We start from the raw sequence: 26,467 nt of genomic DNA on the forward strand, positions 1-26,467 counted from the left end.
TGTAGCCTTCCATTTTTAATAAAATTCTAAGAATTTGGATGCTTGTCTTCGTTCAGGTATTAAGTACAGTTATTTTATAGTCAGTAGAATATATTGTATAGGACTTTAAGAAAACCTCTATACTCGTTTTTGTTACGGCTAGACCATTCACATATAGGTGCACTTGCTACTCTGATGCCTTCCGTGATTACCATCATAGGTTTATTTCAATCTAAATAAAATTGGACCGCTAGAACTCGTTGTTCTATATTGCTTTTAAAAAAGCCCCGTAAAGGTTAGGTTTATAACTAACTTTTACGAGGCTTTTCATTTATGATGGTTGGTTTTTATGGTGATACATAACCAACTTTAGCATATATCTTATTCAGATTACCATACTTATCTTCTAATACTATCGTCAGCCAGTCCCCATCAACAAATCCAACTGAATGTTCCAATATTGCTTTAGTACGCCCTCCATCAGTTTCAACAATTCCGATACCTTTAGCCAAACTAGTATCAGTGCTCTTAGTAACAATATTAATTACATCGGCTGGTGTGCGTTTATTAATATCAGTTTCGTCATTTAATTTTGATTCTGATAAATAATAGTACTTTAAAACTTCACCAGGTTCATACTCTTGTCCAACAGAAGATTTTAAATCGAACATAGCCTCCACTTGTTTAGTATTTGGTTGTAGTCGAATATGAAGGAATGCTGATTCTAATTTCCTGTACTTGTATTCACCAATATTAATAAATTTATGTGCCTTATCCTTATAGTCAGATATAACAAAGTCTTTAGTTTCATCTTTCATTGTCACTGTAATAGTTTGGTTTGCATCAATTGGATCTATTGCTTTAATAATAAGTTGGCTATTTTGGGTAGAATCTGAACCTACTGTATATTTTACAGGCTCATATTTATCGGTTACATCTTTACCACTACTATCCGTAATCGTAAGAATCTTATCTAGCACAACACTAACTGTATCCCCTGTACTTACGATCGTTGATTTACCATCGACTTCACGCATGATAGTTTCACTTGATGTGATAGTAAACGTATCATCACTGTTACGGTAAATTAGACCTGGATAATAGGTTGGCTTTAGTTTTGGTTCATTCGGTTTCGAATTTGGATCCTTGCCCACAGGCGACACCATCCCAATCTTAGGAGGTGTACCATCCGAATAGAAATTCTGCTTCATCAAACCACCAGATGTTCGATCATGGTCATTATATGAATCATTCGCCTTATAGATTGTAAAATTACCAGGAGTGTCCTCTGCTCCAACATAAACCACATATTCAGTATGTGGCTTTAAAGTAACGCCTCTCGCATCAACCGTCCCTGACAGACCTTTTCCAATCTTTTCAACAGATGGACTACTTTTGAGTTTTGTTTCTAAATATTTTTCATCTGATGGAGCAGTTAAATTAGCATCAGGATTATCAATCAATATACCATCCTTATCTTTAATTCTTCTTTCTACAAACCAGTAATGAACTTTTGCTGTTTCATTTGTCTCAAAGCTAATAGTTGCTTTTGCATCATCATTCTCTTTTGGCTTGATCTCTAAATCACGAATTAAAGGTGCCTTAGTATCTTCGAATACTGTCTTAGGACCCGCGATTTTAGAAAGTTCTCCACCTCGATCTCTTAGCACCATGTAAACAGTATAGCTATTAAACGGATCAAGTTTATTTTGTTCAATAGAGACAGGGAATTTTTGTGTTGCTGTTTCCAAATCTGCTGTACCCGAACCTCGTTGGATATAAATATCCTTTCCACCAATCTGGAAATAACCAGATTTACCAGAATCATTCCCAAATTCATTAATAAAATCACGTTCTGTAATTTTATGATCTGTTAAATACTGTTGGAAAGTCTTCGTTTCGCCATTATCTACTACTGTACTTGGTAGTATCATATAATAATATGTCCCGGCCTTATTCGGTTTAAATTCGATTTCAGCTCGTCGGAAACCATCAGATTCATCTGTTTTATTTATTGTATTTACAATTGTTACTACTGGCATTACAGTATCTTCATGTCGATACTCAGCATAATTACGAATAGGGTCACCTGGCTTCACTGTATTCGTGTTTTCAAATGCATTATCTGCTAAGTCTTTGACACCTGGTAAAACCGTTACGCGTAATGTATCACCATTAACAAACCCTGTATCAGATGGAATTGTTAATAATACTTTTTTATCCCCTGCTTTATACTCCACAGATGAAGGTTTAATTCCTTTTTCTCCAGTTACATTTACAATAACGGTACCCGTTAATAAGTAATTGTTAATATCGTTAGCACTTGCAGGATCTAATGCCTCACTCACAGTCAATTCAAACTGGTTATTGCTCTTTCTAACTAATTTACCTTGTTCCACATAAGGATTAACATTATCAAGCTCACCCGTTTTAAAATCCTTTACAACAGCAGGATCTACAGAGAAGTTACCTGACTCATCCTTCATTACGACATAAAGCTGATAATCTGTCTCCGAATCAAGTCCTGTTAAGATTCCCGTTATGCCAAGTTCACCAGCTTTTGCTTTCCCTTGACCTGTTGGGTTAGCGACGATGTCTGCCGTCGTCGGGTCAGCTGCTGTTGTTTTCTTACGTACATAGTAGTAATAATCTCCAGGCTCACTTGCTGCAAATTTGAATTCAGCTCTTGTGCCTCCGTGTAAAGGTGTAACTTGTAAAGATTTCACTACTGGCGGTGATGCGTCTTTCATCTGGAATGATTGCGACACAATATCCGATGCATTTTTTGAGCCGTCTACCACCATGATGTAGATGACATATTCTTTTTTCTCACCTAGATTGGATACTTTAACGGAGTTTGTACCTTTTACAGCCGCACCACTTCCATAAGCTACGTTTTCATTTGAAAGGTGATTAACCATTTCACGTTTATTTGGTACCTCGGCACCTTTTTCACGGACAATATAATAGTACGTACCGACTTCATCGGATGTGAAGTCCGCCTGAATCTCGCTGCCATTGAGCACTTTGACATTTGTAATGCTAATGATAGGTTTTGTTTTATCATCAGGATTTTGATTCTCGTTTTCATCTTTATCAATTGGTTTGCCATCTGGATCAGTAATACTGCCTATATTATCTTTATCATCAAGGAAATCGTCGAAGATATTATTCGGTGAACCATCCTTAGGTAAGATGACCTTATCGATATACGTATAATCTCCAATATCGATTTTACCGTATAAATTATCCACAAATAATGTGCCAATTCGTCCGTAGATATATAATTCAAGATCTGTGCGGCTATTGTAGTTGATCCAATCAATATTTCCTGAACCATAAATTGTTAGCGGTGTTTCTGTAGTAAGATTTAACGTACCAATATAGCCTTGAATTTCAAATTCGCGAACACTTCCAATAATGTCTACACGTGGTAGTTTCATATTGGATTCGATTTTTGTACCTGTTTGAGATACTACTAGTCTAGAAACAGTACTGTTATAAAATTCAAGATGCTTTTCAACATTTTTCATTTCCTGTTTTTCGTTAGACCAGTTGACAAACGGCTTGTCTTTTTCTGGTTTTTGATTTGTCCAATTCTGAAGATCGTTTGTTGAATGGTTAATAGATGAATCCTCACCCTTAGTATTATCAGGATCTGACCAGTTGATAAATGAGATATTGTTACTTGCCACACGTCCAATTGATAAAGGCTGATTATAAGTAGTAGCCCCTAAATGTAATGGTGGACGAACTGTTTCATTGACAAACATAGTACCAGTCATCTTCAGATTATTAAATTCAATATAATTACCATTAACTTCGATAGTAGCACCTAATGAACCATGATCCCCATCGAAATCGAGGAAATCCTTGCTTGTACCACTAGCATTTATAGTTAATTTAGAAATGGATAGAATCTTCTTACTAGAAAGAGTCCCTTCAATATAAGCACCCTTTAAAACTGGTGCATTATAGTCGTTAAAAATATGTGAAAGGTTTTCTGCTTTATAAGCCTTCCCATTTATATAAACGGCATCATCATCGACACTTGTAATTTTATAAGATGTTTCATTATTTTTCTTTTCTTGTGAACGGACAACAAAAGAAGCAAACTGTCCACGATTTACAGGATCAAACGGTGAAAATGTTACAGGTGTCGTTCCTTCCGTAATGTTCAAATCGATTAGTGTTTGAATATAGATTGCATTGCTTGATTTGCTATCTACATCTTTAAAAATGTTGTTGTAACTAGGAGAAACCTCCAGATGGAATGCTAACACTAATATTTTAGCTAATTCGCCACGAGTCATTACTTCATTAGGCATAAATGTGCCATTTGAATAACCAGACATAATGCCTGCATTTTGCAGTGCCGCTACAGATTTATAAAAATCGCTCCCCTTCGGAACATCTTTATAATAAGGGTCTTGGACATTTCTAGTATCCAATTTTAATGCCGTAGCCAGCATTTTTGCTACTTGACCTCGAGTTACATTGACATCTGGACGGAAGGTATTATCGGCGAACCCGTTAATTACGCCCTGAGAATACAATTTTAATATATCGTTATAATGAACCGAGTATTGATCTATGTCTGTAAAGGGAGAAGTAGCCGCTGCCGCTTTTTGTGGTGAAGGCACTACAACAGCAATCCCACTTGAAGCAAATACTGTTGCTATCAAGGCTTTATTTACTTTTTGGATTTTAGATTTATCCATTCCACTCTTCCTTTCACTTATGTATTTTGATACGTACAAATATCATTTTCATCATACCCTTTATATCGACCAAGAGGAGGCGAATCTTCATAGATAAATGTAAAATAGTCCAGTAAATTTATTGATAAACATAGCACTACAAGACTACTCGTACGGCCAAAGATTTCTATCGCATTTTCCAACAACAAAAAAGCCAAGGAGCATCGGTGCTCACTTGACTTTCACGATATATAGGCATACATCTAGTCGTACTTGTGGTGTCATAAGGGAAAGGGGGATAACCTTACGTCTTGTCAAGTCGATCGAGAGATGTGACCCGAATTACATATCATTTGAACATAGTTTTGGTCATTTGGCGAATGACTTACAAATAGCTTGCCCAAATGATGTTTGCATTAATCAATTACCCCAAAAATCAAAAATATAAGCTTATTTTAATCAATTTTTACTTTATTTTTTGTACGGCAATCTTCACTTGATTTCGTCCAGCTTGTTTCGCCTCATATAAAGCTCCATCAGCCGCTTCAATTAACGTCTCTGTTGTAGCAGCCATTTCTGGATATAAGGCTATCCCTGCTGATAATGTTACAGGTCTACCACATGGACTTTCCGTTTCAGCTAATGTTTCCCTCAATTGTTCCGCCACTTGCTCCGCCTCTTGGGCAGTTGTATTCGGCAGAAGCATCACAAATTCCTCGCCACCATAACGACAGCATACATCCCCTTCTCGCGCTACAGATTGCATATGCTTGGCTAAAAACTGCAGGACTTTATCACCAACAGCATGACCAAATGTATCGTTCACGCTTTTAAAGTGATCTAAATCTAGCAAAATAATGGCATGAGGCACCTTATTCTCTAACCACTCCCCCAACATAGCATCCATCGTTCGTCGATTGGTAACACCCGTCAAGGGATCTACGGTTGATTGATCCTTGAAAAATGTAACCTGTCCATGTAAAAACGATAGACTTCGAATTAAGACATTCTTCAACGAATGGGCTTCAAAGTACCATCCACTGACTGATTTTAAGCCTTCTACATTTTTCTTATCTAGACTTTCTTCTGTTAACGTCGCTAATTGTTGTAAAGGATTAGCAATGCGAGTCGCTGCCCAAAGCACAATAACAATTGAAACTATCATAAGCGGTACAGATTTAATAATAACTTCCTGCACTCTATCGAATGAAGGTGCCAGTGCTACTTCTAAAGGCTTTTGGGCGACAACTCCCCAACCTGTGGAAGGCACTGTACTAAAGCCGGCAAGCATTTTCACTCCTTTTGTGTTGTCAACGATTTGAATCCCACTCTTACCGGACATCACAGCCTGAACGACTTTATTTTTTGTGACAACATCATTGATACGGCTTGGGTCCTGATGATAGATCACACGTCCATCTGAATCTACAACATATACGTAGGAGCCATCCTTACTATAATGTTCTCCTAATAACGTTTTAAAGGCGTTTGGTTCTTTTAGATAAATTGTTCCCGCTACCATCCCTAAGTACTCGTTAGATGCCGAAAAGATAGGTTGGGATATAAAAATAATGAGGCGTCCTGTCATCGCCTCGTAAGGCTTAGAAACTAGTGGTATTTTTTTTGCCAACGCCTCTTGTGCGCCAATAGATGTTAAAACCTCACCTTTAATTTCAATGGAGGGCGGTGATACAGATAAAACAAGTCCCTCTGCATTTGTTATGACTACTGAATTAAACATTTCATTTTGTAATCTTAGACGGTCTGTTTCTCTATTTAAAATTTGCTCATCATCCAAATTTTCACTCACTTGATTGGCGCTATAACTTAAAATTTGAAAGGCTTCATGAAGATAGGCGTTTGCTGTTGAAGCTAATTTCTGTGCATACACTCGATTTGTTTCAAGTGTATTTTCCTTGATGGAGTCAACATTCATTCTATATCCGCCCCAAACACTACCTATGCTTGTAAAGAAGAATGCAGCCATAGCTACTCCCATAATTAAATGCTTTAATTTTAACTGATGTGATTTCATTACTTCCCACCTATATATGTTAGTATGTTTATAATTTTTAACAATTAGTGCCTATTATAAGCAACAGCTCTTCAAGAGAAAAGGAATTTTCTGAAGTGATTCCTTCCGTTAAACGCTTGAACATATCTCTAGGATTGTATCAATAAAGAGGGACGAATAATACGGCTATCCAGTAAACTTTCTCTATCCAATAAGTTCTTTACTTCTCACTGAATTTTCTAATATTTGACAATAGTTGTCTGACAGTTGATGCAGAATCTAAATTTTTTTACTTTTATTGTTATTCTGACATATAAAAGTAGAATTGTTTATTCTATAATAAAATTAACATGGGCAAGGAAAGATTTATTCTGTTATAATACTGATTAAAATTAAATATTCTGTATTATTACAGTTTTACGCAACGCTTTTCGCACAATGGGGATTATGAGAAAAGCGCTACTCAACCATCCTTGATGGTCGTGTAGCCTACACAAAAAGGGGTTGAAAGATTTGGGTATTTTAAAGGGGTTAAAAATTCTCGATTTTTCTGCATTACTACCAGGGCCGATGGCAACAATGATTTTTGCTGATTTAGGAGCCGATGTCATACATGTTGAATCTTCCAAACGCGTCGATTTAACAAGAATTATGCCTCCTTACGATGATGATCATGAAGCATATATCCATCAACATTTAAATCGTTCTAAAAAATCGATCACGTTAAATTTGAAATCACCAGAAGCTATTGAAATTGTAAAATCTCTTGTACAAGAATATGACGTAATAATTGAAGGTTTCCGTCCTGGGGTTATGCAAAGGCTCGGGATCGGCTACGAAGCTCTTAAAGAAATAAATCCACGGGTAATTTATTGTGCAATTACTGGCTATGGACAAACGGGACCATACAGCAATCGGCCTGGGCATGATAATAACTACCTATCATTAGCCGGTGTCCTTGATTATTCACGCCATAAAGATAAAAAGCCTGTCTCCATGGGAATTCAGCTAGCTGATATTGCAGGTGGAACGATGCATGCTGCGATTGGGGTACTAGCCGCTGCCCTTCATCGTGAGAAAACAGGTGATGGTCAATTCATTGATATTAGCATGACAGATGCTGTATTTTCACTAAATGCAATGTATGGCTCAGCCTTTATTGGGGGTGGACGTGTTCCACAGCCAGAACAAGAAATTTTAAACGGTGGCAGTTACTATGATTTTTATAAAACAAAGGATGGCCGCTTCTTCTCTGTCGGTAGTTTAGAGCCTCAATTTCGGAAATTGCTCTGTGAAGCACTCGATATTCCGGAATTGATTGATAATACTTTCAATGATTCCTACTACACACAAATTCGTTTTAAAGAAGCTGTTCACGATGCCTTTTTGTCTAAGACATATGAGGAATGGCTTGAAGTATTTAATGAGGATTTTGAAGGTTGTGTGGAGCCTGTTCTCACATTCCCAGAAGCCTGTGAACATCCGCAGCTAAAAGGAAGAGAAATGATTGTTGCAATTCCTAAAGGGGATGGCACAGTACAACAGCAAATTGCTTCTCCTTTTAAATTTGATGGCTCTGCACCAGAATACAAGCATGTTGGTGCTAAGCTAGGTGAGCATAATGAGGAAATATTAAGTTCGTTAGGCTACGATACTGAACAAATCAAGGCTTTAAAGGATAAAGGCGTTTTGGAATAAAAAAAGTGTCTAATACTGTCGATGAAGGACGTATTAGACACTTTTTTATACATAGGCACTAATAAATACTCGAAGATTTTCAAAATGATCATCAATTAATAAATATTTTTTATAGATTTCCATTAATTTCTCAAAAAGCTCGAATTGCTCCGTTACAAATAACACGCGTAAAATATTTAACATATGCAAGGAAGCACTCTGTGCCACGATATAGTAAGGGACTTCCGGTTGACGATAATTTTGTCGCCACTCTTCTACTGACAAACCAATATGCTGTAGTGAGTTGTTCACCTGTAGAGCAATATCCTGTTGAACGTATGCCTCAATAGCAATTAGCTGCTCACTGCTATAGTTTTTTTGTACTAAAGAGGTATTAATTTTTTTGTTAGACGCTAATACATGTTCCTTTAAAAGCAATAAGCCATCTTCATAACGTGTCGCTTTTACATAATGATCAAGTAAAATCGCATATAAGTTTTCTAAATAATTTAGCTGGTAATTTTTTATAATTGCAGGTGGTGTAGGTTTTCGATTTGGCAAAAGATCTTTATATTCCAATAAAATTTCGATGGCATAATTATTTAAGCGCTCATCCTCTAATAAATATTCACCATAATGTATAACCTTTTCACTGTGCTGTTCTCTATTTGCTATATGAAATAAAATATAGGCAATTAACACTTTTTCCTTCTCTGTTAGAGCATACATAGAGTATCGCCATTCCGCTTCAAATGAAGTTATAAAGTCCTTGACGCGATGATAGTCACCTTCCGATAAGCAATAATGTGTCACAATCTGGTAAAGTCGTAGCTGTTTCTTAGCTAAACAGCTAGATTTATTTTTATCCACATGAGTTATACACTTATCCAGTATTACTTTATAGTTATTCACAAAGTTATCCACATGTTCACAGCTCATTTTCATAGAATGCTCGAAATGTCCCATTATTTCATAAAGAAATGTGAATTGTTCTAATGGTCTGTGGATAAAAAGTGAATAAACTTTCTTTGTGAACAGCCAATGCCAAAAAGATGTATGTTCCTTATACATCATATGCACTAAATACTCATCCTTAAATTTATACAACATAATTGTCTGTAACTCATTCACTGGCATTTCCATCTGCATTCTTTTCCCAAAAACCAGCCAAATTAATCGTTCAAGGTCTATTGTATGTTGGGCAAAGAGCTGCTCAAAGAAAGTTTCTTTTCCTTTTTGCGTATAAAAAAAGGCATTGAGCCGATCATTCACAAATTTTGCATCTAAACCATATTTGTCAAAATACATTTGCATTTCTGTTGATGCACGGCCCCAATATTTACGTGCTGTGGAAAAGGCAATATTCATAGCCATTTCTTCGTTTACTAAAAATCGTTTGGGTAAGAGCGAAGTACCAAGTATTTTTGGATCTTCTTGCAGATCTACCTCTGCCTCTAGCCATGTTGCAAGTAAATTTTCAGCACCCTCTACATTACCTTGTTTATATGTCATGAATAATTGCTCATCACAGTCCAGCAGCATACAATTGGAGCCTCCCATCAAGTTCGACCAACAAAGATCTTCCCCTATCTTTAAAATTCATGTTTTTAACACTCTTTCTTCAATATAACAAATCTTACCTAACATATGCTAAAAAAATAGTGGTATGCCTATCAAAAATGCATGCGTAAAAAAAATCCATCTATGAAGTGAATACTTCACAGATGGCATCTTGATCACCAAAATTGTGGATATTTTCGTGTTTCTCTTAAATTATTTATTAACAGACCAAAGAAAACAATAATGATTGCCCCAATTAATACAGGCATAATTAGGTAACTCCAGCTATAGCCTCCTAAAATAATAATAATAGGATTGGCACCCGCAGGTGGATGAATAATGCCTAACAAGGCCATGAAAAATATAGTTAACCCAACACCAAGGCTGATGGACAGCATACTCGAACCTAATGTTGAATATAACACTAGACCAATAAATGCAGAAACCAAATGACCTCCGATAATATTTCGAGGCTGAGACAATGGCGCATTCCAAACAACAAATACAAGAACACAGCTCCCACCAAGAGATGCCATTAACCAAGGTGCATTTGTATAATTTGTTAGCAAAAGCAACACAAAAATACAGATTAGACCACCTATCGCTCCAGTAAAGGCATCAGCAAAATTTGTCCGAGAGGGCGCATGTCCGCCTCCCTTCATCTTTAACATAAAGGGCTTTATGATATTCTTTTTTTCAATTTTATTTCCTACTCGCACTAATTCTGACATGCAGCACCGACTTTGCTATTTCTCTATTTTTTTTACTTATATATTGATGGATATTAAACTTTTATCATTATATCAATCCATCATAACATTTCAATTCTAACTTCAAATTTCCGACAAATAATCACTTTTTTCACTCACAACCCCTACAAAAAAAGCAAACCTTTGAAAGTTTGCTTTCCTACAAATTGATTGATTAATCGTATTGTTTTTTCACCGTTTTATAAATTCGAACCTTTTTCAGTATCGTTTTAGGTACTTGGAAAGTGGCTGTGACCACCCCTGGATGACGGCCAATTTCTATAGAGCCCGTGATGGTTGCTCTATTTAATACCTCTGGTTCAGGTAATTCGAATAGCTTGGATGCACGGCGAATAGCATTATCCGTTGCCTCATTTAATGTTTTGCCAGAACCAACGATGGATACAGGGAATGCCTCTTCAACCTGTTTTACGCCAAATTCCTCTGCTAGTTCGCGAGCGCGACGCTTTTCTTCCTTTGTAAAAGGCTTTGCTGTATACGGTAAATCTTCCTCATTTGGTAGTAATAGGGGTCCTTCTAATGCTACTTTCTTCAAGACACTAACTTGAAGCTGCACAATTCCTGCTACATCAGTTGTATGTCCTGCTATCTCACCATCTCCCTGCATGGCATGCATATCTCCAATGTATACGCCACCGCCAGGAACCTTTACAGGACAAATAATCGTTGCACCTTCACGAACTCTGCTAATATCCATATGTCCATCAGTACGATGTAAATCCAATTCATCCTGTGTAAAGGCATATTCATGTGGTGCCCCAATTAAAAATGAACCAAAATCACCAGCATTATGAGAATCTGGCATTGCCTTTGAAGGGGTTGTACCAAGCTGACCTAAAAATGGGCGCATTCTGGCCATGACACCTATTATGTCACTTGGTGCTAGTGCAACAACAGGATTTTGAGTAGAGTTTTCGGGTGTTCTCATATAATTTTTGGCATCAAGGGCAATACGACGGGCACCCTCTCGTCCAACCGTTACACCTATTTGCCCTTTATGATCAAACGTCATTGTGTAGCCATTCGTCATTTTAAATGGTGCTGTATCTGTGTCACATGTCGAACAGCGAATGGCTTGAGGACCTATACCTTTAACAACCGTGCTTGGGTGGAGCTTGCCACAGCCTGGGCATTTTACGGAAACAAATGGATCACCAATGAATCGATCTGTAATCGCCTCATCATGACCAGAGGAAGTGGCCAGTGAAGTAACCTGAATAGACTTAATTTTAATGACGATGGCGTCCCCCACCTCAGCCCCCTCCACAAAAACAGGCCTCGTTACTTCATGTCCACCCCGTATAGTTGGTGTTAGCATGGGTCCCCAGCAGCCAGGTGTTGTATTGGCAATAATTGTTCCACCATCTTTAACGGGCCCAAGCATTTCTTGTGAAGGATCTAAAATACCATCTATGAACTCATTTACGAACAATGTCTCAGCGGCTTGCGGTTGCTGTATAAAGTCACTTTCTAGTCCCTCTTTGTCAAGCACATGCAATTCGTTTGTCATTTTTCGTCACGCTCCTAGTTTGTCTTTTTATGTATGAGATTTTATGTAAAAAAATGCTCTCCACATACGCAGAGAGCTATTTTTTTCTATCCTGTGCAACCTAAACTACTAGGCACAATTAATTATTCATATATAAATCATAAATATGTGAGAAATCTTCTTTTTTGTACTGATCTTTATGATCAATCATCCAAGTATTCGCAAAGCGGGTAATTGACTCAAATGATGCTGATGGAGAAATATTATCATTGCCAATTCGTCCAAGTGATGAAGAAGCAATATGTAAGCTTTTTTCTGCTACTTCTAACTTATAGGCATTGTTCTTTTGTTCGTAGCTAATCGCATGTAGTGCTTTATATAAATCTTTAATGTCATCAATAAAGCGTTTATGAATGTCTATGGAAAGTGGAGAATTACCGATTGTAAACTTAATTTCGACATCAAGGTCAATTGTTCCTGCTGTTTCGAGAAAAACATCTGTAATAGCGTACATAGAATAGTCATAGCGACGTAGTAATCGTTTTTTACTCATAGCGCTTTCGCCATCTACATGAAGAATGGCACGGTTTGTAAAGCAGTATTCATCTGCCTTCGTTTTAATTAAAAAGTAAATTTTCTCATCAATTTCATGTAGTATAAAATCATCTGCATCTGTTTTATCATAGTCCTCTCGTTGAACGACTACTCCAATATCAGATAATCCTAATGCATCGGCAGCTATTTTTTTAAACATTGCCATTCCTCCTCATTCGTTTATACTCTTTTTACGTTTAATAGCTGTAAAGGTTTCATTCCCCCGACTTCATGTTTAATAATTGTGAACGTTAGTATACAAATTCTTCTCTTAGTAACTTCATTTCCTCTTTTCAGTACATTTCATTTATAATGATGTTCATAACTTAGAAAGATTCTTTCAAAAAGAAAGTATTCAATAAAAGAAAGGGTGTGTGAATAATGCAAGAGCCAACCATATTAGTAGTGGATGATGAGGTAGATTTAGCTAATCTTCTAAAGGTAAGCCTGCAAAAAGAAGGCTATAAACATATTTATACAGCTGGCACCGTTCACGATGCTTGGACAAGCTTTCAGCAAACAAGCCCCAATATTGTGCTTCTAGATGTCATGCTTCCTGATGGGGAAGGCTATGATTTATGTAGACGAATTCGCGAAGTATCGCATGTGCCCGTGCTCTTCATGTCTGCAAAAAATGAAGAAATTGATAAAATTTTAGGACTTGCCATTGGAGGCGACGATTATATTACAAAACCCTTTAGCCCTAAGGAAGTTGCCTACCGTGTAAAGGCACAGTTACGTAGAGCTGGCTATCAAACCTATGAAACAACTTCGAGCATGGCAGAAAAAACGATACAAGTTGGACCCTTCCAGCTTAACGGTGATGAAACTGAAGTACACAAGGATGGGGTTTTATTGGAGTTAACAGCTAAGGAAATTGGTTTAATGGCATGTTTTATGCACAACCCTAATCGCATTTTAAGTAAGGAGACTCTTTTTGAGCGTGTTTGGGGAGAGGATTTTTTCGGTTCTGATAATACTGTTATGGTGCATATTCGACGTCTGCGTGAAAAAATTGAGCAGGATGCCTCAAAACCTTTTTTTATCACAACTGTAAAAGGACTTGGGTATAAGTTCGTCATACCAAAAGAGGCGCAAGGATGAAGTGGAAATTGACTGCACGCTTCCTCTTTTCTGTTCTATCCATCGTAATCATCGTTATTTTCGTCAATACAGCCATTCTCATCGGGCTCCTGACCTATAAACTTATAAATGATTATGATGGAGCTACTGAATCGAAAGAAGAAGACTTTGTACGGAATTTTCAGCAGTATATTGTCATAGAAAATGGAGAAGCTTCCATAAGCACAGAAGGACTCGAACAGTTGCATCAGCGAAATGCTTGGATTCAATTACTTGATGTGAACGGGCAAGTCATTGAGTCTCAATTTGCCCCAGAGAAGGCACCCTCTCATTATGCACCCATCGATTTGATACAAGTGTATAAATATAAAGAATTTGATTCTGATACGACGGTTTATGTTGGTGCCAAAGATGAGGTTAGTTATCTTGTTGGCATTAAAGGCAGTAATGTTGCGCGATTAGTCATGCATATTTCTGGCCCTTCCTTGTTACAATTTGCAGGCAAATTCGGGTTATTCATTGTTATTGCTGATTTAATTGTCGCTGCATTGGTTGGCTGGCTATTTGGTCGTACGCTAACGAAGCCTCTCTATGCTTTGATAGAACGTATTCGTCATTTAAAAAACCATGAGCATCAGCCAGTAAAAACGCCTGGTGGTGTATATAAAACTGTCTTTGAAAATTTAAATGAAGTATCCAGAGAACTAGCCGCACATGAGCAGGAACGTAAGCGTCTTGAACTGATGCGTGAAGAATGGATTAGCAATGTCTCTCATGATATGAAAACACCGCTAGCCTCTATTCGTGGCTATGCAGAGCTTTTAGACGACGAGACACTCACCTCTAAAGAACAGGCCGAGTATGCTCAGATAATCGAGAAACAGTCATTGCATATGCAAGATTTGCTTGATGACCTAAATTTAACGATGCGCTTAAGACATCAGCAACTACCGCTTACTTTACAAGACGTCAACATGGTACCGTTTATCCGTGAGATTGTGATTGATACATTAAATACCCCACAGTTTGAACTCGCCAATATAGAGTTTGAAGCAATCTCAGAGAACAATCACCATCTTATTGACGAACATTTTATGCGCAGAGCAATTATGAACTTTTTACACAACGCCCTACTTCACAACGCGCCTGATGTATCCGTCCATGTATCTATCAATAAGGACGCCATTACGATAGCGGATAATGGCAAGGGGATCTCCGCAGAGGATTTAGAGCATATTTTTGAGCGCTATTACCGCGGTACAAATACAGATAATACAGTTGGTACGGGCTTAGGAACCGCCATTGCTAGAGATATTATTGAAGCTCATGGAGGTACTGTTACTATCACTTCAGAAGAAGGAAAGGGAACAATTGTTACCATTCATTTAAAAAAGGAGCAGCCCTAGTTTGACTAGTGGATGCTCCTTTTTGCTATTTCATTTGATCTTGCGCTTTGTTCGGTAACTCGTGGAATTTCACCTCATCATAGGAAGTGACTTCTGTTTCTTTTTTAACATAAAGCTTTAAATAAGCATCATGGCGTAAATTTTTGTTAGCTGAGAACTTTAATGTTTTTTCTTCGCCATTTTTATTGTAGGCAGGCAGCTCATACCAATACATTTTAAAAATTTCACCATTACTTGCCTTATACTCCTCTACCTCACCATCAGCCGTAATATGGACATAATAAGTGTCTTTATTTAAACGGTTAAAATCTACTGTCATCAATACAACTAACCCTGCTACGAATAAGATAAGCAATGCGCCTATTCCTAAAAATACTTTTCTCATATTAATTCCCCTGTCTAACGATTTTGTAGAACGAACGTACAGTAAATATATAATAGATGAAATAAATAGCTGAATACGCAATCATCCATAATACCACTGGCTTCGTAATATTCATACCAAATAATTGTGAAAATGCTAGTAACGCAAATGCACTATGCACGATACCTACAATCAGTGGTGCACTAAAGATGACAGCTACTTGTCCGGCTACAGTCTTTAAGATTTGCTTACTGTTTACACCAATTTTATTTAAAATCGCATATTTTGCCTGATCTTCCTCAGCTTCCGTTAAGATTTTGAAATAAATGATACTTCCTGTTGCCGCTAGGAAAACGAGACCAAGGAAGCTACCAACAAACAGTAATGCACCTACTGTTGCTATACTGTCCTCATAGCTTTGCGGAACACTAGAGAAAGATTCTTGCTGTTCTGTCGACAATTGCTTGACTATGTCCTGTGAAACAGCCTGTTGTTTCAAATCATTGTCTAAACCAATAGCCTGCATCTGTACTTCTTCTGCATTAGTCGTAGCAAACTCTTGATCATTCACGACAAGTACAGTCCCCGCCGGAATAAAGTTAAGAACGCTCTCTGTGTACATTTTTTCCACATGGAAGGAATCTCCATTTTTTAGCTTGAAATCTTCCCCAGTAAAGTCATGTGAAAATCGTTCATCATAAGCTGCGTCCAGCAGCACGGCCGATCCACCAGCAATATGCAGGTTTTGATCCTTACCTTGTAATTTTGCTAAACGATTATAATCAGATTCCTTAAGTAATGTATATTCGAAAAATGAAAATTCATTATCGACACGTAAATTCTTCACAGACAGAGATTCATGATAGATAACGTCTTTCTGTGAAAACTCGACCGGATCGCCTTTCCACATAAATGTATTTGGCAGCATCTGACGTACCGATGCTTCTGCATTATAATACATACCAAAGACGCCACCGCCTGCTGTAATTGTCGTTGCACTTAAAATGGCAATAATCGACAATGACTTAGCATTTGCGCGGATACGATACAATAACTGGGAAACTCCAATTAAATTTAACCCTTTCCATGACCAAGATGTCGCTCTTTTTAAAGCTGTTAACACAAAGACACTTACACTATGGAATAAAAGATATGTCCCGACGATAGTTACACCGATGACCATTAGTGGCGTGCCTAGAACCGTAAAGAATCGCCAAATTTCACTCGTAAACATATCAGAGGCAGCTGTATAATAACCAAATCCGATAAGCGCCGTTCCTAAAACAGCCGCTACTAAAGAGGCACGTGGAATTTGCTCACCCTGTTTTTCTGCATGAAATAAGTCAATCAATTTAAATTGATAAATAACACGATAGCCCTGTAACGACGTGAATAAAAATAGTATTGTAAAAATGACTGCTGTATTCACCAATGCCTCTACCGAAAATGTTAGGCTTCCAACAATTTCATACCCCATTAAACGGACTAATATCATTAATAATCCTTGCGACATAAAGAAACCTAAAACGATGCCCAATACTAGAGAAACTAACCCTATGACTAGATTCTCGAAAAACAGCATGAGACCAATTTTTTGCTTACGCACACCTAATAGTGAATAGAGTGCTACTTCCTTTTTCCGTTTCTTCATAAAAAACGAATTAGAATAGGCCATAAAGATGACAATGAAGAACAATAAAACAACAGACGATGCACTCATCAATCCTTTAATTTGCTGAGAGGACTGTTTTAAGGCTGAAAGATCATCATTATATTTCAGTGTCACAAATGTAAAGTAAATGACGATACTGAATACCATTGAGGCAATATATAAAAAATAGTTGGATAGATTACGTTGAATATTTTTACGCGCTAAACTAAATAACGTCATTTACTCCACCCCCGATGCTTGACAGCACCTGTAGAATCTCTTGGAAAAATTGTTTCCTTGTTAGAGTCCCACGATGAATTTCCTTGGATAACTGTCCGTCCTGAATAAATAGTATGCGCTGACAGAAGCTCGCTGCAAAAGCGTCATGAGTAACCATCATAATGGTTGCCGCCTGTGTTTGATTTAAATCACTTAAACTTTCCAGCAAATCGGTTGCTGATTTTGAATCGAGTGCACCTGTAGGCTCATCCGCAAAGATTAATTTTGGCTCTGTCACTAAAGCACGTGATGAAGCTGTACGCTGCTTTTGTCCACCCGATATTTGATAAGGATATTTATCCAATAAATCACTAATGCCAAACAATGCAGCAATACGATCAACTCTAGCGCTAATAGCCTTTGTTGGCATTTTCGCAATAGCCAACGGCAAGACTATATTTTCACGTACAGTCAAAGAATCAAGTAAGTTATAGTCTTGGAATATAAACCCTAAGTTATCACGACGAAAATCTGCTAATTCAGCATCTTTCATACGTGCTAAGTTCGTATCACCAATTATGATTTCACCAGTCGTCGGTGTATCAATCGTAGCTAATACATTAAGAAGCGTAGATTTTCCAGCCCCTGAAGGACCCATTACGCCCACAAATTCACCTTTATTTACTTCAAATGATATATTAGACAACGCTGTAAAAGTATTAGCGCCCTTGCCGTAAGTTTTCTCAACATTTTGTACCTGTAATAATGGCGTCATATACGCTCCTCCTCTTCTTTCTGACTTTAGTATACGCCCCCAAACTTACAGCAAAATTGTCGCAAGCTTACAGCAACCTTAAATCATCTATTCTCAATAAATTAATATGTGTTATCCACATCCATTGCCTTTTTTGCTTATATTGATAAAAAAAGATTCATACACAGTCTGTGCATGAATCCTTCTAACTATTAGGCTAAAACTTTTTTAATATCATCTTCAAAGCTACTTGGTTTATCTGCCGATGCGTAGCGTCCAACAACCTCGCCATCTCGATTCACTAAGAATTTTGTAAAATTCCATTTAATGCTGTTGCCTAAAAAGCCTTTAGAATGTGAAGTGAGATAATCAAAAATCGGATGCGCTTCCTTACCATTCACCTTGACGATTTTATGCATCGGGAAGGTTACCCCATAGTCCAGTCGGCATTGTGAAGCAGCTTCTTCAGCAGTCGCCAGCTCTTGCTTGAATTGATTGGACGGGAAACCTAGTACAACAAGACCTTCTTCCTGATACTTTTCAAAGAGACCTTCTAATTCCTCGAATTGCGGTGTAAAGCCACATTTTGAGGCAGTATTGACAATTAACATCGGCTTTCCTTTATAACGCTCTAAGCTATAGTCAGTACCATCTTCTAACGTCACGTTAATATCATAAATACTCATTGCCCTCTACCTCCTATTTATAAACGTCCATTCATTCTTGCCACCTGTTGTAAAGGATCCCATACGCCGTTAAATGGCGGTGCATAAGCTAAATCTAAATCTAGCAAATCTGGTAATGTCATTTTACTATACAATGCGGTTGCAAACACATCAATACGCTTATCAACACCAGCTGGCCCAACAATTTGTGCGCCTAATAGCAACTGATCTCGTTTACGTACAACTACCTTAATGTACATACGTTGTGCACCTGGATAATAGCCTGCAATATGGCGAGCTGATAGTTTAAATGCCTCGTAATCAAAGCCAAGCTCTTTCGCATGGCTTTCATTTATACCAGTGGTAGCAATTGTTAGGTTGAAAAATTTTAAAATAGATGTCCCGACAATGCCTCTGAACGGTGCAAACTTTCCTGACATATTAAGACCCGCTAGACGGCCCTGTTTATTGGCAGTTGTCCCCAAAGGTATATAATCTATGCGCTCCTTCACAATATTAAAATGAGTGGCACAATCTCCTGCCGCATAAACATTCTCCACCGAAGTTTCTAAATGACGATTGACGATAATCGCCCCATTTTTTGCAAAAGCTATACCAGTACCTTCTAGAAACTTTGTATTGGGTCTAATACCTGAAGCAACAATGACTAAATCTGTTTCCAAGACACCATTATTTGTGATGACCCTTTCCACTCGTTTATTCCCTTCAAAAGCTTCTACATCTGTATTTAATAATAGCTCTACATTGTTCTTTTTTGCTTCTTCATGAACATGTTGGGCAAGCTCTTCATCTAAAATTTTTGCCACATGGCTTCCTCGTTGAACAAGTCTTACCTTTTTCCCACAGGCATGTAATGTTTCTGCCATCTCTAAGCCGATATAGCCGCCACCAATAATAGTTACCTGTTCAATATCAGGCGTTAAATCAGCCATTAAATCTTCTAATTGCGGAATTGTTTTTACGGTGTGGATACCTTCTAGTTCTACACCTCTTTTAACAGGTACAACTGGATCTGCCCCTGTTGCAATAAGAAGCTTATCATAGGAAATTTCAAATACTTCTCCACTTGCCTGTACCCCCGAAACAACCTGCTTCTCTACATCTACCTTTTCTACCTCATAGCCAACTCGTGCATCGATGCCATATTTACCTCGAAACGTTTCAACATCTCTTGCAATCAATCGTTTGGTTGATGAAATACGACCATCTACAACATATGGCAATCCACATTGTCCATATGAATAAATAAAGCCACGTTCTAAAGTAGTTATTTCCGCTCCTGGTACATTACGATAGATTTCCATAGCTGCAGACATCCCTGCAGCATCTCCCCCAATGATGACGTATTTCATTCCACTTGCCCCCTTATTTTTTTCTTGTTGCCATTAAATCTGCGTATTGGTCGATATACAAACGACGCTTTCCTCCGCTTACAATGACACGTATAACATGAATAGCTATTATCATTGTAAGTGCAAAACCTCCTAATGAGGCTAGTAAAGAAATGACAATTTGCAGAACATAAAATGGTGAATCCATATCTAATTGAATCTCACCGACTGTTGAAATGGCCTCTAATAGACATACGGTCGCAACAATCGCTACACAGCGTCTCCACGATTGCTTTACAATACTTTTGCCCTTCTTATGGACCATTGTAAAGCGCATAATTTTCATACCTACTGTTGCGCCATTCATCATGCTTGGTATGAAGCCAAAGATAGTCATGTATAGTGCAATGACAACTAAGAACTCAAAAGTGCCACTATAGCCCGTTAGAGCGCCGATAATGAACCAAATTACTTGTACGATAAATAAATCAATAACCAATGCTAGTAAAATGGATATTGGTTTTACTATATCCTTTTTTTCCATTTCCACAGCTTTAGCCTCGACCTCTTCATGAGAAGGAAATAGTGCCCACACGATAGGAGCTAAAAAGAAGCCTAATAATGCACCTACACTGTTTAGCAATAAATCATCCACATCAAATATGCGGTAGGCACAATTAAAAATGCCATAAATACCTGTTCTTTGTGTGATCTCATAAAACAATGTTAGCAAAAAGCTTAATATAAATGCACGTTTCCAGTACCTTCTTTCTTGAAGAAAATATCGCAAGTACACACCAAATGGCAGTAATAATAGGAAATTAAAAAATGCTTGATAAAATGCTTGCTGTTTTGTGATAGCAAGCCATGTCGATGGATTGGTTAAGACAACGCCACTGTCCTTTAAAATATCCTCGACAAATTGAAATAGTCGTAAATTTGTATGGACTGTATCTGGCGATTGAAGGGAGCAAGTATCCCTTGTAGATGGGAATGGCAGTAATACTAAACAGAGCGCAGATAAAAAGTAAAAAATAAAGGAGAACATAATAATTGTTTTCGACATAGACAAGTAACTATATTTCCGATACGTATAAATTAACCATGGAATAACAAGAACAAATGATAAAATAATCGTTATGAAAAATGCAATAAGAATGGATTGCGTGTAAGTTGACATATATAAGCACCTCTCTATTTAAACTGCCCGAATTAATGAAACCTAAAACTCAGTTTAATCCCCACACTCTACGCGAATATGTCAATAAGCTTACATAATCCTTAAGTCCATCCATTCTCCCCAGATTTTTGAGCAATGCGATGCTGATTAAGCCGACATAACCCCTTGCTCATAAACCGTTCCTGTAGGTAGCAGACCTCCACATCATCAAAATAAAAAAACAGGTAAAGAATATACTCTCTACCTGTTTCGTTTTATGCCTTTGTTATTTCCTCTTTACAAAATACTAAAATTTCCTCTAGTTCATCATCCTCTAAAGCAAAATCTAAGTATTCACCCTCTGCTTTTTCCATGATGAAGTAATTTAAAATATATGGCTCTCCTGCCTTTTCACCTATAAGTACACGAATTTCAATACCTGCTTCGTGATATAGCTCATCTTCTTCATCAATTTCAATATCTAAAATAAATTCGTAACGCTTCCCTTCTATAATATTGGTTGGGTCTAAAATTTCTTCCATTGAGAATTGTGTAATTTCCATAATGCTAGCTCCTTTATCTTTAGCTGTTCCTTTCTATATTAAATCAATTTCAGCATGGGTCAACTAGAAAAGCCATATACACTTGTAAGTAATTATGCCAAAATAAAGTGGAATCTACCCTAGCGTAAACTGTACCTACATAAAAAGGAGGCTTTTACTTGAAAGATTTATTATATTATCAGGACGTTATGTTACGTGAGTTTGATGCTCATATTATTAGTAAAGAAACCGACGAATTTGGTCGTCATTATGTTGTGTTATCTAATACTGCATTTTATCCAACTGGCGGAGGACAACCCCATGATACTGGCATATTGAATGGGATAGAAGTGATAGATGTAGAGAAGGTCGGAGAAGAGATTCGCCATTATATACAGGGTCATGCATTAGAATTGGAAGGCTTCGTGCACGGTACGTTAAATTGGCCTAGGCGATTCGATCATATGCAGCAACATGCTGGTCAGCATATTTTAACAGCGGCATTTGTAGAACTTTTTGATGCTCAGACGGTTAGTTTTCATCTAGGAAGTGAGCATGTCACAATTGATATTGCTGTAGATACTTTGACAGAACAACAGCTCACAGCAGCCGAAATACGAGCTAATGAAATCATTTTAGAAAACCGTCCGATAGAAACTACGTGGATTACAGAAAATGAACTGTCCGATTTTAATCTTCGGAAAGAAGTTGCTGTAACGGGAGATATTCGACTTGTTATCATTCCTGACTATGATTACAACGGCTGTGGTGGCACTCATCCAACATCTACTGGGCAGGTCAATGCCATAAAAATTCTAGGTACTGAAAAAATGAAGGGCAATGTGCGCGTCTCATTCGTTTGTGGTCAACGTGTTTTAAACGAACTTGCTATGCGTAAAAAAGTATTAGGTGATGTCGCACGCCAGCTAAGCGTTCCTGAGGTAGAGGCGGCTACAGCCCTCGCTAAAATACTAAACGCTCAGAAACATACTGAAAAAGCACTTGTTGCAGCCAAAGAGGAGCTCCTAACATACGAAGCAAAAGCGCTCGTTTTAAATAGCTCAGGTCTTGTTACTGCTGCTTTTCAACAACGAACTATGCAAGAGCTACAAAAATTAGCTCGTACAATTGTTTCTGAACAAGAAGATATGGTCACTTTGCTTGTTTCTGAAAGTGATGGCAAGCTACAGTTCGTTGCTGCTAGAGGGAAACATGTATCTAAAAGCATGAAGGCTATTGCCGAAAAGGCATTACCGCTCATTAATGGTAAGGGTGGCGGAAGTGATCAAATGGTGCAAGGTGGCGGCGAATGTATTATTTCTAAAGAAGAACTACTAGAAGCTATGCAAAACGTTTAATATCGCTAACAAAAGGGGAGCTGTCCAATTATGACAGCTCCTCTTTCTTTAATATTTAAATTTTTGAATGGCTCCATATAAACGTTTCGCCATTGCTGATAGTTTTTCAGTTTGATCATTCATCGTTGTAACTGTATTTAACTGTTCTGTTGTAGCATCCGTTACCTCATGCACATAATCACTGGCAGCATGTGCTGTGGCAGCCATTTCTTCCATAGACGCTGAAACTTCCTCTGTATTGGCAGACATTTGTTCAGCAGAGGCATTCATTTCTTCGACTTGACCAGCTATTTCTCCAACAGCTTGAACTATTTCCTCGAAGCGTTCACCCACTGCCTCAATGGATGCCAATCCTCGTTCCACATTATCTTCACCTAATTCTGCTGCCTTCACCACCTCTAATGTGTACGATTGAACTCGCTCAATTAACACATTAATTTTTGTAGCAGACTCGGCTGTTTGCTCTGATAACTTGCGAACCTCTTCTGCCACAACGGCAAAGCCTTTACCAGCATCTCCGGCTCGTGCAGCTTCAATGGATGCGTTGAGTGCTAATAAATTTGTTTGATCAGAAATAGCTGCAATCATATTAGAAATTAAGTTAATTTCCTCTGACTCTTTTTCTAATTTATGAATAATCATTAGCTCGGCGGTAGTCCCTTCCTGAATCTCATTCATGCGACGGATTGATTGCTGGACAGCATCATTACTTTCACTAATTTTCTGGGAAATAAAATCTGTATTTGAGGCAATAGTTGAAGCTACTTCAGCTACATTTTGTATACCTAATGCCATTTGCTCCATAGCAGACGCACTTTCCTCTGCCATGACAGTTTGACTTTGTGCTCCTCTATCTATTTCATTGATAGCGCCTGCTATTTGTTTAGAATGTTTTGTTACAGCCATTACATCTCCCATTAAATCACAGGAAGCTTCATTCACAGTTGTCGCTTCATGGCTCACTTTTGCAATCATTTCTCGCATATTTATAGTCATGCGATCCAATGCACGCGACATTGTCCCCATCTCATCAATACGTTTCAAATATTTCTCAGGAATTTCTTGTGTAAAGTCACCCTCTGATAAGCCTTCGCTAATACGGAGAACATGACGAAGTGGTCTACTAACAGATCGTGAAATAGCAAATGAGATAAATAGCCCTAGTAACGAAACAATAATAGTTGTGACTATAAAGTTTGTCTTGAGCTTAGAAAGCCCTGAAAACATCTCATTTTCTAAAGCAATAACGCCCATTTTCCAACCATTATCAAGTGTATGGTAGCCCATTAAGTTTGTACCTGCATCCTCTGTGTCAAATGAAAAATAACCGCTTTTATGTGCAATCATCTCTTTTGCAGCCAATGCTCTCCCTGACATTACACCTGTATCTTCTGCTTCCTTGATGGGGTTATTTTGCTCTTTCACATAGGCATGATTATTATGGCCAATGATAGTTCCTTTAGCGTCTAACATAAATGCATACCCACTGTTTCCAACTTTTATATCCTCTACAATATTGGACAAATAATAGCCATCCATACGAGCGAGTAGTAAAGCTTTCTCACCTGATACCGTGTCGATTGGAGAGACAATTAAAATAACAGGCTCCCCGGTTACCCGGCTAATCGTAATTTCAGACATAACGGATTTACCCGTAAAGCCCTCCTTTACATAATCACGATCACCTAAGTCAGCAGTAGTATCATCCAAATAATGAGCAACTCCGTCAGCTTTAATAATGCCAAACCCAAGATAATTTTTATTATCCGCAAGACGTTTTGATAAATATTGTTTTTGCTTGTCAAAATCCATACTACGTACTGCCTCTTGCTCCGCTATTGCCTCAACCTCTACTAACGTTAATTGAAAGTGTTCTTCTATGTATTGTGAAACATCCTCAGCTCTAGATACCAAGTTTGATTCCACTTGCTCATTCATTGCCTTCGTACTATTTATCCAAGTAGACAGTCCCAGTGTCCCACACGTCACAAAAACAAGAGCTATAATGGCAACGACTAATTTACCGCCAATTCCTTTTATCCACATTCCCTTTTACTCACTTCTTCCATTTTTAGCTATAAAATTCAGTTATTTATGCATTACTTTCAGAGTAAAGTCAGCTAAAGGAGAAGTCAACAAAACTTTTCCAATAAGATTAATTAATGTATAATAATACCATTTTCCCTATCGCTATAGTGCTAACAATTTTCTACATTTTTTTAACTTATCGGTATGTTTTGCTATAGGTAGACAAAATTCATTGGCTTTAATGGATGAAATTAAAACTTTTTCCAACAGAAATTGATTATAATTCACATTTTTTGCTGATTATTAGAAATAGGATAGATTCAAAACATTTTGAGGGGAGGATTACGATGAGTTCAGATAAGAACAATGTTTCACGTCGTGACTTTTTAAAGACAACTGGTATTGCTGCTGGTACATTAGTCGGCGGTGGATTAATTGGAGGACTAGTAGGCTACAACATCAATGGTAAAGGTACATCTACTCTGGAGCATGATGGACACGGTACTACAAATGAGGCTCTTGGTTCGCCAAAAGCAAAAATGTTTTTTAGAAATGAAAGAGATTTCAGTATTTTATCCAAGGCTACCGAACGCATTTTTCCTGAAGATGATTTAGGGCCAGGTGCTATAGGTTTGGATGTCCCTTATTTTATCGATCATCAATTAGCAGGAAATTACGGAAGTAATTCTAAGGAATATATGCAAGGCCCTTTTGATGTAGGTTCCCCTACTCAAGGCTATCAGAGCCGCCTAACGCGAGCTGAAATTTTCAGACAGGGCATTCAAAAAATGGACGATGAGGCACAAAAACGTTTTAAGAAGAGCTTTAACGATTTGGATGGTAAACAAATCGATGAAATTTTAACAGCCTTTCAAAAGGGTGAAGTTGAAATGGTTGGTGTACAATCAGCATTTTTCTTTACACTGTTACGAGCCGCTACATTAGAGGGCGCTTATTCTGACCCAATGTATGGAGGAAATCGTAATATGGATGGCTGGCGCATGAAGAACTTCCCTGGCCACCAAATGGCTTATATATCACAAATTGAAGATAAGAAATTCCAAAAAATTGAGCCTAAATCTTTGGGCAACCACTAAGGGGGT

20 protein-coding genes are annotated in these 26,467 nt (G+C 37.8%); 5 read left to right on the top strand and 15 right to left on the bottom strand.

Features of this window, described 5'->3' with window-relative positions:
- Positions 1-326: 326 nt before the first annotated feature.
- From AC07YC_RS19495 to AC07YC_RS19505, 3 genes are all read right to left on the bottom strand, one after another.
- The gene (locus AC07YC_RS19495; protein WP_494920193.1) at positions 327-4,700 is read right to left on the bottom strand and encodes an S-layer homology domain-containing protein; all 4,374 of its coding nucleotides are present in this window, start codon (positions 4,698-4,700) and stop codon (positions 327-329) included.
- Between the two features lie 17 nt (positions 4,701-4,717).
- Complete coding sequence (locus tag AC07YC_RS19500; protein WP_494920194.1) at positions 4,718-4,882, bottom strand: hypothetical protein; 165 nt, start codon at positions 4,880-4,882, stop codon at positions 4,718-4,720.
- Between the two features lie 263 nt (positions 4,883-5,145).
- Positions 5,146-6,714: a sensor domain-containing diguanylate cyclase gene (locus AC07YC_RS19505; RefSeq protein WP_494920195.1), complete on the bottom strand. Its 1,569-nt coding sequence runs from the start codon at positions 6,712-6,714 to the stop codon at positions 5,146-5,148.
- Between the two features lie 492 nt (positions 6,715-7,206).
- Between AC07YC_RS19505 and AC07YC_RS19510 the strand changes: the two genes are divergently transcribed.
- Positions 7,207-8,391 carry a CaiB/BaiF CoA transferase family protein gene (locus tag AC07YC_RS19510; RefSeq protein WP_494920196.1) on the top strand — a complete coding sequence of 395 codons (1,185 nt, stop codon included), beginning with the start codon at positions 7,207-7,209 and terminating at the stop codon, positions 8,389-8,391.
- Between the two features lie 45 nt (positions 8,392-8,436).
- On the opposite strand, the gene AC07YC_RS19515 is transcribed toward AC07YC_RS19510, so the two are convergent.
- The 4 genes from AC07YC_RS19515 to AC07YC_RS19530 all read right to left on the bottom strand — a co-directional run bounded on the left by AC07YC_RS19515 (position 8,437) and on the right by AC07YC_RS19530 (position 12,943).
- Positions 8,437-9,912 carry a hypothetical protein gene (locus AC07YC_RS19515; protein ID WP_494920197.1) on the bottom strand — a complete coding sequence of 492 codons (1,476 nt, stop codon included), beginning with the start codon at positions 9,910-9,912 and terminating at the stop codon, positions 8,437-8,439.
- Positions 9,913-10,106: 194 nt separating this feature from the next.
- Complete coding sequence (locus AC07YC_RS19520; protein WP_494920198.1) at positions 10,107-10,661, bottom strand: HPP family protein; 555 nt, start codon at positions 10,659-10,661, stop codon at positions 10,107-10,109.
- A 193-nt stretch (positions 10,662-10,854) separates the two neighbouring features.
- The gene (locus tag AC07YC_RS19525; RefSeq protein ID WP_336636420.1) at positions 10,855-12,210 is read right to left on the bottom strand and encodes an acetamidase/formamidase family protein; all 1,356 of its coding nucleotides are present in this window, start codon (positions 12,208-12,210) and stop codon (positions 10,855-10,857) included.
- Positions 12,211-12,328: 118 nt separating this feature from the next.
- Positions 12,329-12,943, bottom strand: a complete 615-nt coding sequence (locus tag AC07YC_RS19530; protein ID WP_494920199.1) for a PH domain-containing protein — start codon at positions 12,941-12,943, stop codon at positions 12,329-12,331.
- A gap of 221 nt (positions 12,944-13,164) precedes the next feature.
- On the opposite strand from AC07YC_RS19530, the gene AC07YC_RS19535 reads away from it, so the two are divergent.
- A complete protein-coding gene (locus AC07YC_RS19535; RefSeq protein WP_336636418.1) occupies positions 13,165-13,887 on the top strand; it encodes a response regulator transcription factor in 723 nt (240 codons plus the stop codon).
- Entirely contained in the window at positions 13,884-15,272 is a 1,389-nt protein-coding gene (locus AC07YC_RS19540) for a sensor histidine kinase (protein WP_494920200.1), read from the top strand. The genes AC07YC_RS19535 and AC07YC_RS19540 overlap by 4 nt, the downstream gene beginning before the upstream one ends.
- Positions 15,273-15,297: 25 nt before the next feature.
- On the opposite strand, the gene AC07YC_RS19545 is transcribed toward AC07YC_RS19540, so the two are convergent.
- From AC07YC_RS19545 to AC07YC_RS19575, 7 genes are all read right to left on the bottom strand, one after another.
- Positions 15,298-15,657 carry a YxeA family protein gene (locus AC07YC_RS19545; protein ID WP_336636416.1) on the bottom strand — a complete coding sequence of 120 codons (360 nt, stop codon included), beginning with the start codon at positions 15,655-15,657 and terminating at the stop codon, positions 15,298-15,300.
- A 1-nt stretch (position 15,658) separates the two neighbouring features.
- Positions 15,659-17,527: an FtsX-like permease family protein gene (locus AC07YC_RS19550; protein WP_494920201.1), complete on the bottom strand. Its 1,869-nt coding sequence runs from the start codon at positions 17,525-17,527 to the stop codon at positions 15,659-15,661.
- The gene (locus AC07YC_RS19555) at positions 17,514-18,281 is read right to left on the bottom strand and encodes an ABC transporter ATP-binding protein (protein WP_336636414.1); all 768 of its coding nucleotides are present in this window, start codon (positions 18,279-18,281) and stop codon (positions 17,514-17,516) included. The genes AC07YC_RS19550 and AC07YC_RS19555 overlap by 14 nt, the downstream gene beginning before the upstream one ends.
- A 191-nt stretch (positions 18,282-18,472) precedes the next feature.
- Complete coding sequence (locus tag AC07YC_RS19560) at positions 18,473-18,946, bottom strand: glutathione peroxidase (RefSeq protein ID WP_336636413.1); 474 nt, start codon at positions 18,944-18,946, stop codon at positions 18,473-18,475.
- Positions 18,947-18,963: 17 nt separating this feature from the next.
- A complete protein-coding gene (locus AC07YC_RS19565; protein WP_036122225.1) occupies positions 18,964-20,298 on the bottom strand; it encodes an FAD-dependent oxidoreductase in 1,335 nt (444 codons plus the stop codon).
- Between the two features lie 13 nt (positions 20,299-20,311).
- Positions 20,312-21,457 (bottom strand): VanZ family protein, encoded by a 1,146-nt coding sequence (locus AC07YC_RS19570; protein WP_494920202.1) that lies wholly within the window; start codon positions 21,455-21,457, stop codon positions 20,312-20,314.
- A 254-nt stretch (positions 21,458-21,711) separates the two neighbouring features.
- Positions 21,712-21,999 (bottom strand): DUF6509 family protein, encoded by a 288-nt coding sequence (locus tag AC07YC_RS19575; protein WP_036122218.1) that lies wholly within the window; start codon positions 21,997-21,999, stop codon positions 21,712-21,714.
- A gap of 158 nt (positions 22,000-22,157) precedes the next feature.
- Here AC07YC_RS19575 and AC07YC_RS19580 point away from each other — a divergent pair, with 158 nt between their 5' ends.
- Positions 22,158-23,336 (top strand): alanyl-tRNA editing protein, encoded by a 1,179-nt coding sequence (locus AC07YC_RS19580; RefSeq protein ID WP_494920203.1) that lies wholly within the window; start codon positions 22,158-22,160, stop codon positions 23,334-23,336.
- A 48-nt stretch (positions 23,337-23,384) separates the two neighbouring features.
- On the opposite strand, the gene AC07YC_RS19585 is transcribed toward AC07YC_RS19580, so the two are convergent.
- Complete coding sequence (locus AC07YC_RS19585) at positions 23,385-25,382, bottom strand: methyl-accepting chemotaxis protein (RefSeq protein WP_494920204.1); 1,998 nt, start codon at positions 25,380-25,382, stop codon at positions 23,385-23,387.
- 329 nt (positions 25,383-25,711) lie between these two features.
- On the opposite strand from AC07YC_RS19585, the gene AC07YC_RS19590 reads away from it, so the two are divergent.
- A complete protein-coding gene (locus AC07YC_RS19590; protein ID WP_036148186.1) occupies positions 25,712-26,461 on the top strand; it encodes a gluconate 2-dehydrogenase subunit 3 family protein in 750 nt (249 codons plus the stop codon).
- Positions 26,462-26,467: the final 6 nt, after the last annotated feature.

The sequence above is a fragment of the Lysinibacillus sp. GW247-5R2A genome, assembly GCF_059424475.1.

Coding starts and splice junctions, on each gene's coding strand:
- AC07YC_RS19505 (WP_494920195.1), bottom strand. CDS start 6,714: ATGAAATCACATCAGTTAAAATTAAAGCATTTAATTATGGGAGTAGCT.
- AC07YC_RS19540 (WP_494920200.1), top strand. CDS start 13,884: ATGAAGTGGAAATTGACTGCACGCTTCCTCTTTTCTGTTCTATCCATC.
- AC07YC_RS19570 (WP_494920202.1), bottom strand. CDS start 21,457: ATGTCAACTTACACGCAATCCATTCTTATTGCATTTTTCATAACGATT.
- AC07YC_RS19565 (WP_036122225.1), bottom strand. CDS start 20,298: ATGAAATACGTCATCATTGGGGGAGATGCTGCAGGGATGTCTGCAGCT.
- AC07YC_RS19585 (WP_494920204.1), bottom strand. CDS start 25,382: ATGTGGATAAAAGGAATTGGCGGTAAATTAGTCGTTGCCATTATAGCT.
- AC07YC_RS19555 (WP_336636414.1), bottom strand. CDS start 18,281: ATGACGCCATTATTACAGGTACAAAATGTTGAGAAAACTTACGGCAAG.
- AC07YC_RS19550 (WP_494920201.1), bottom strand. CDS start 17,527: ATGACGTTATTTAGTTTAGCGCGTAAAAATATTCAACGTAATCTATCC.
- AC07YC_RS19525 (WP_336636420.1), bottom strand. CDS start 12,210: ATGACAAACGAATTGCATGTGCTTGACAAAGAGGGACTAGAAAGTGAC.
- AC07YC_RS19495 (WP_494920193.1), bottom strand. CDS start 4,700: ATGGATAAATCTAAAATCCAAAAAGTAAATAAAGCCTTGATAGCAACA.
- AC07YC_RS19515 (WP_494920197.1), bottom strand. CDS start 9,912: ATGCTGCTGGACTGTGATGAGCAATTATTCATGACATATAAACAAGGT.
- AC07YC_RS19560 (WP_336636413.1), bottom strand. CDS start 18,946: ATGAGTATTTATGATATTAACGTGACGTTAGAAGATGGTACTGACTAT.
- AC07YC_RS19590 (WP_036148186.1), top strand. CDS start 25,712: ATGAGTTCAGATAAGAACAATGTTTCACGTCGTGACTTTTTAAAGACA.
- AC07YC_RS19575 (WP_036122218.1), bottom strand. CDS start 21,999: ATGGAAATTACACAATTCTCAATGGAAGAAATTTTAGACCCAACCAAT.
- AC07YC_RS19520 (WP_494920198.1), bottom strand. CDS start 10,661: ATGTCAGAATTAGTGCGAGTAGGAAATAAAATTGAAAAAAAGAATATC.
- AC07YC_RS19545 (WP_336636416.1), bottom strand. CDS start 15,657: ATGAGAAAAGTATTTTTAGGAATAGGCGCATTGCTTATCTTATTCGTA.
- AC07YC_RS19535 (WP_336636418.1), top strand. CDS start 13,165: ATGCAAGAGCCAACCATATTAGTAGTGGATGATGAGGTAGATTTAGCT.
- AC07YC_RS19530 (WP_494920199.1), bottom strand. CDS start 12,943: ATGTTTAAAAAAATAGCTGCCGATGCATTAGGATTATCTGATATTGGA.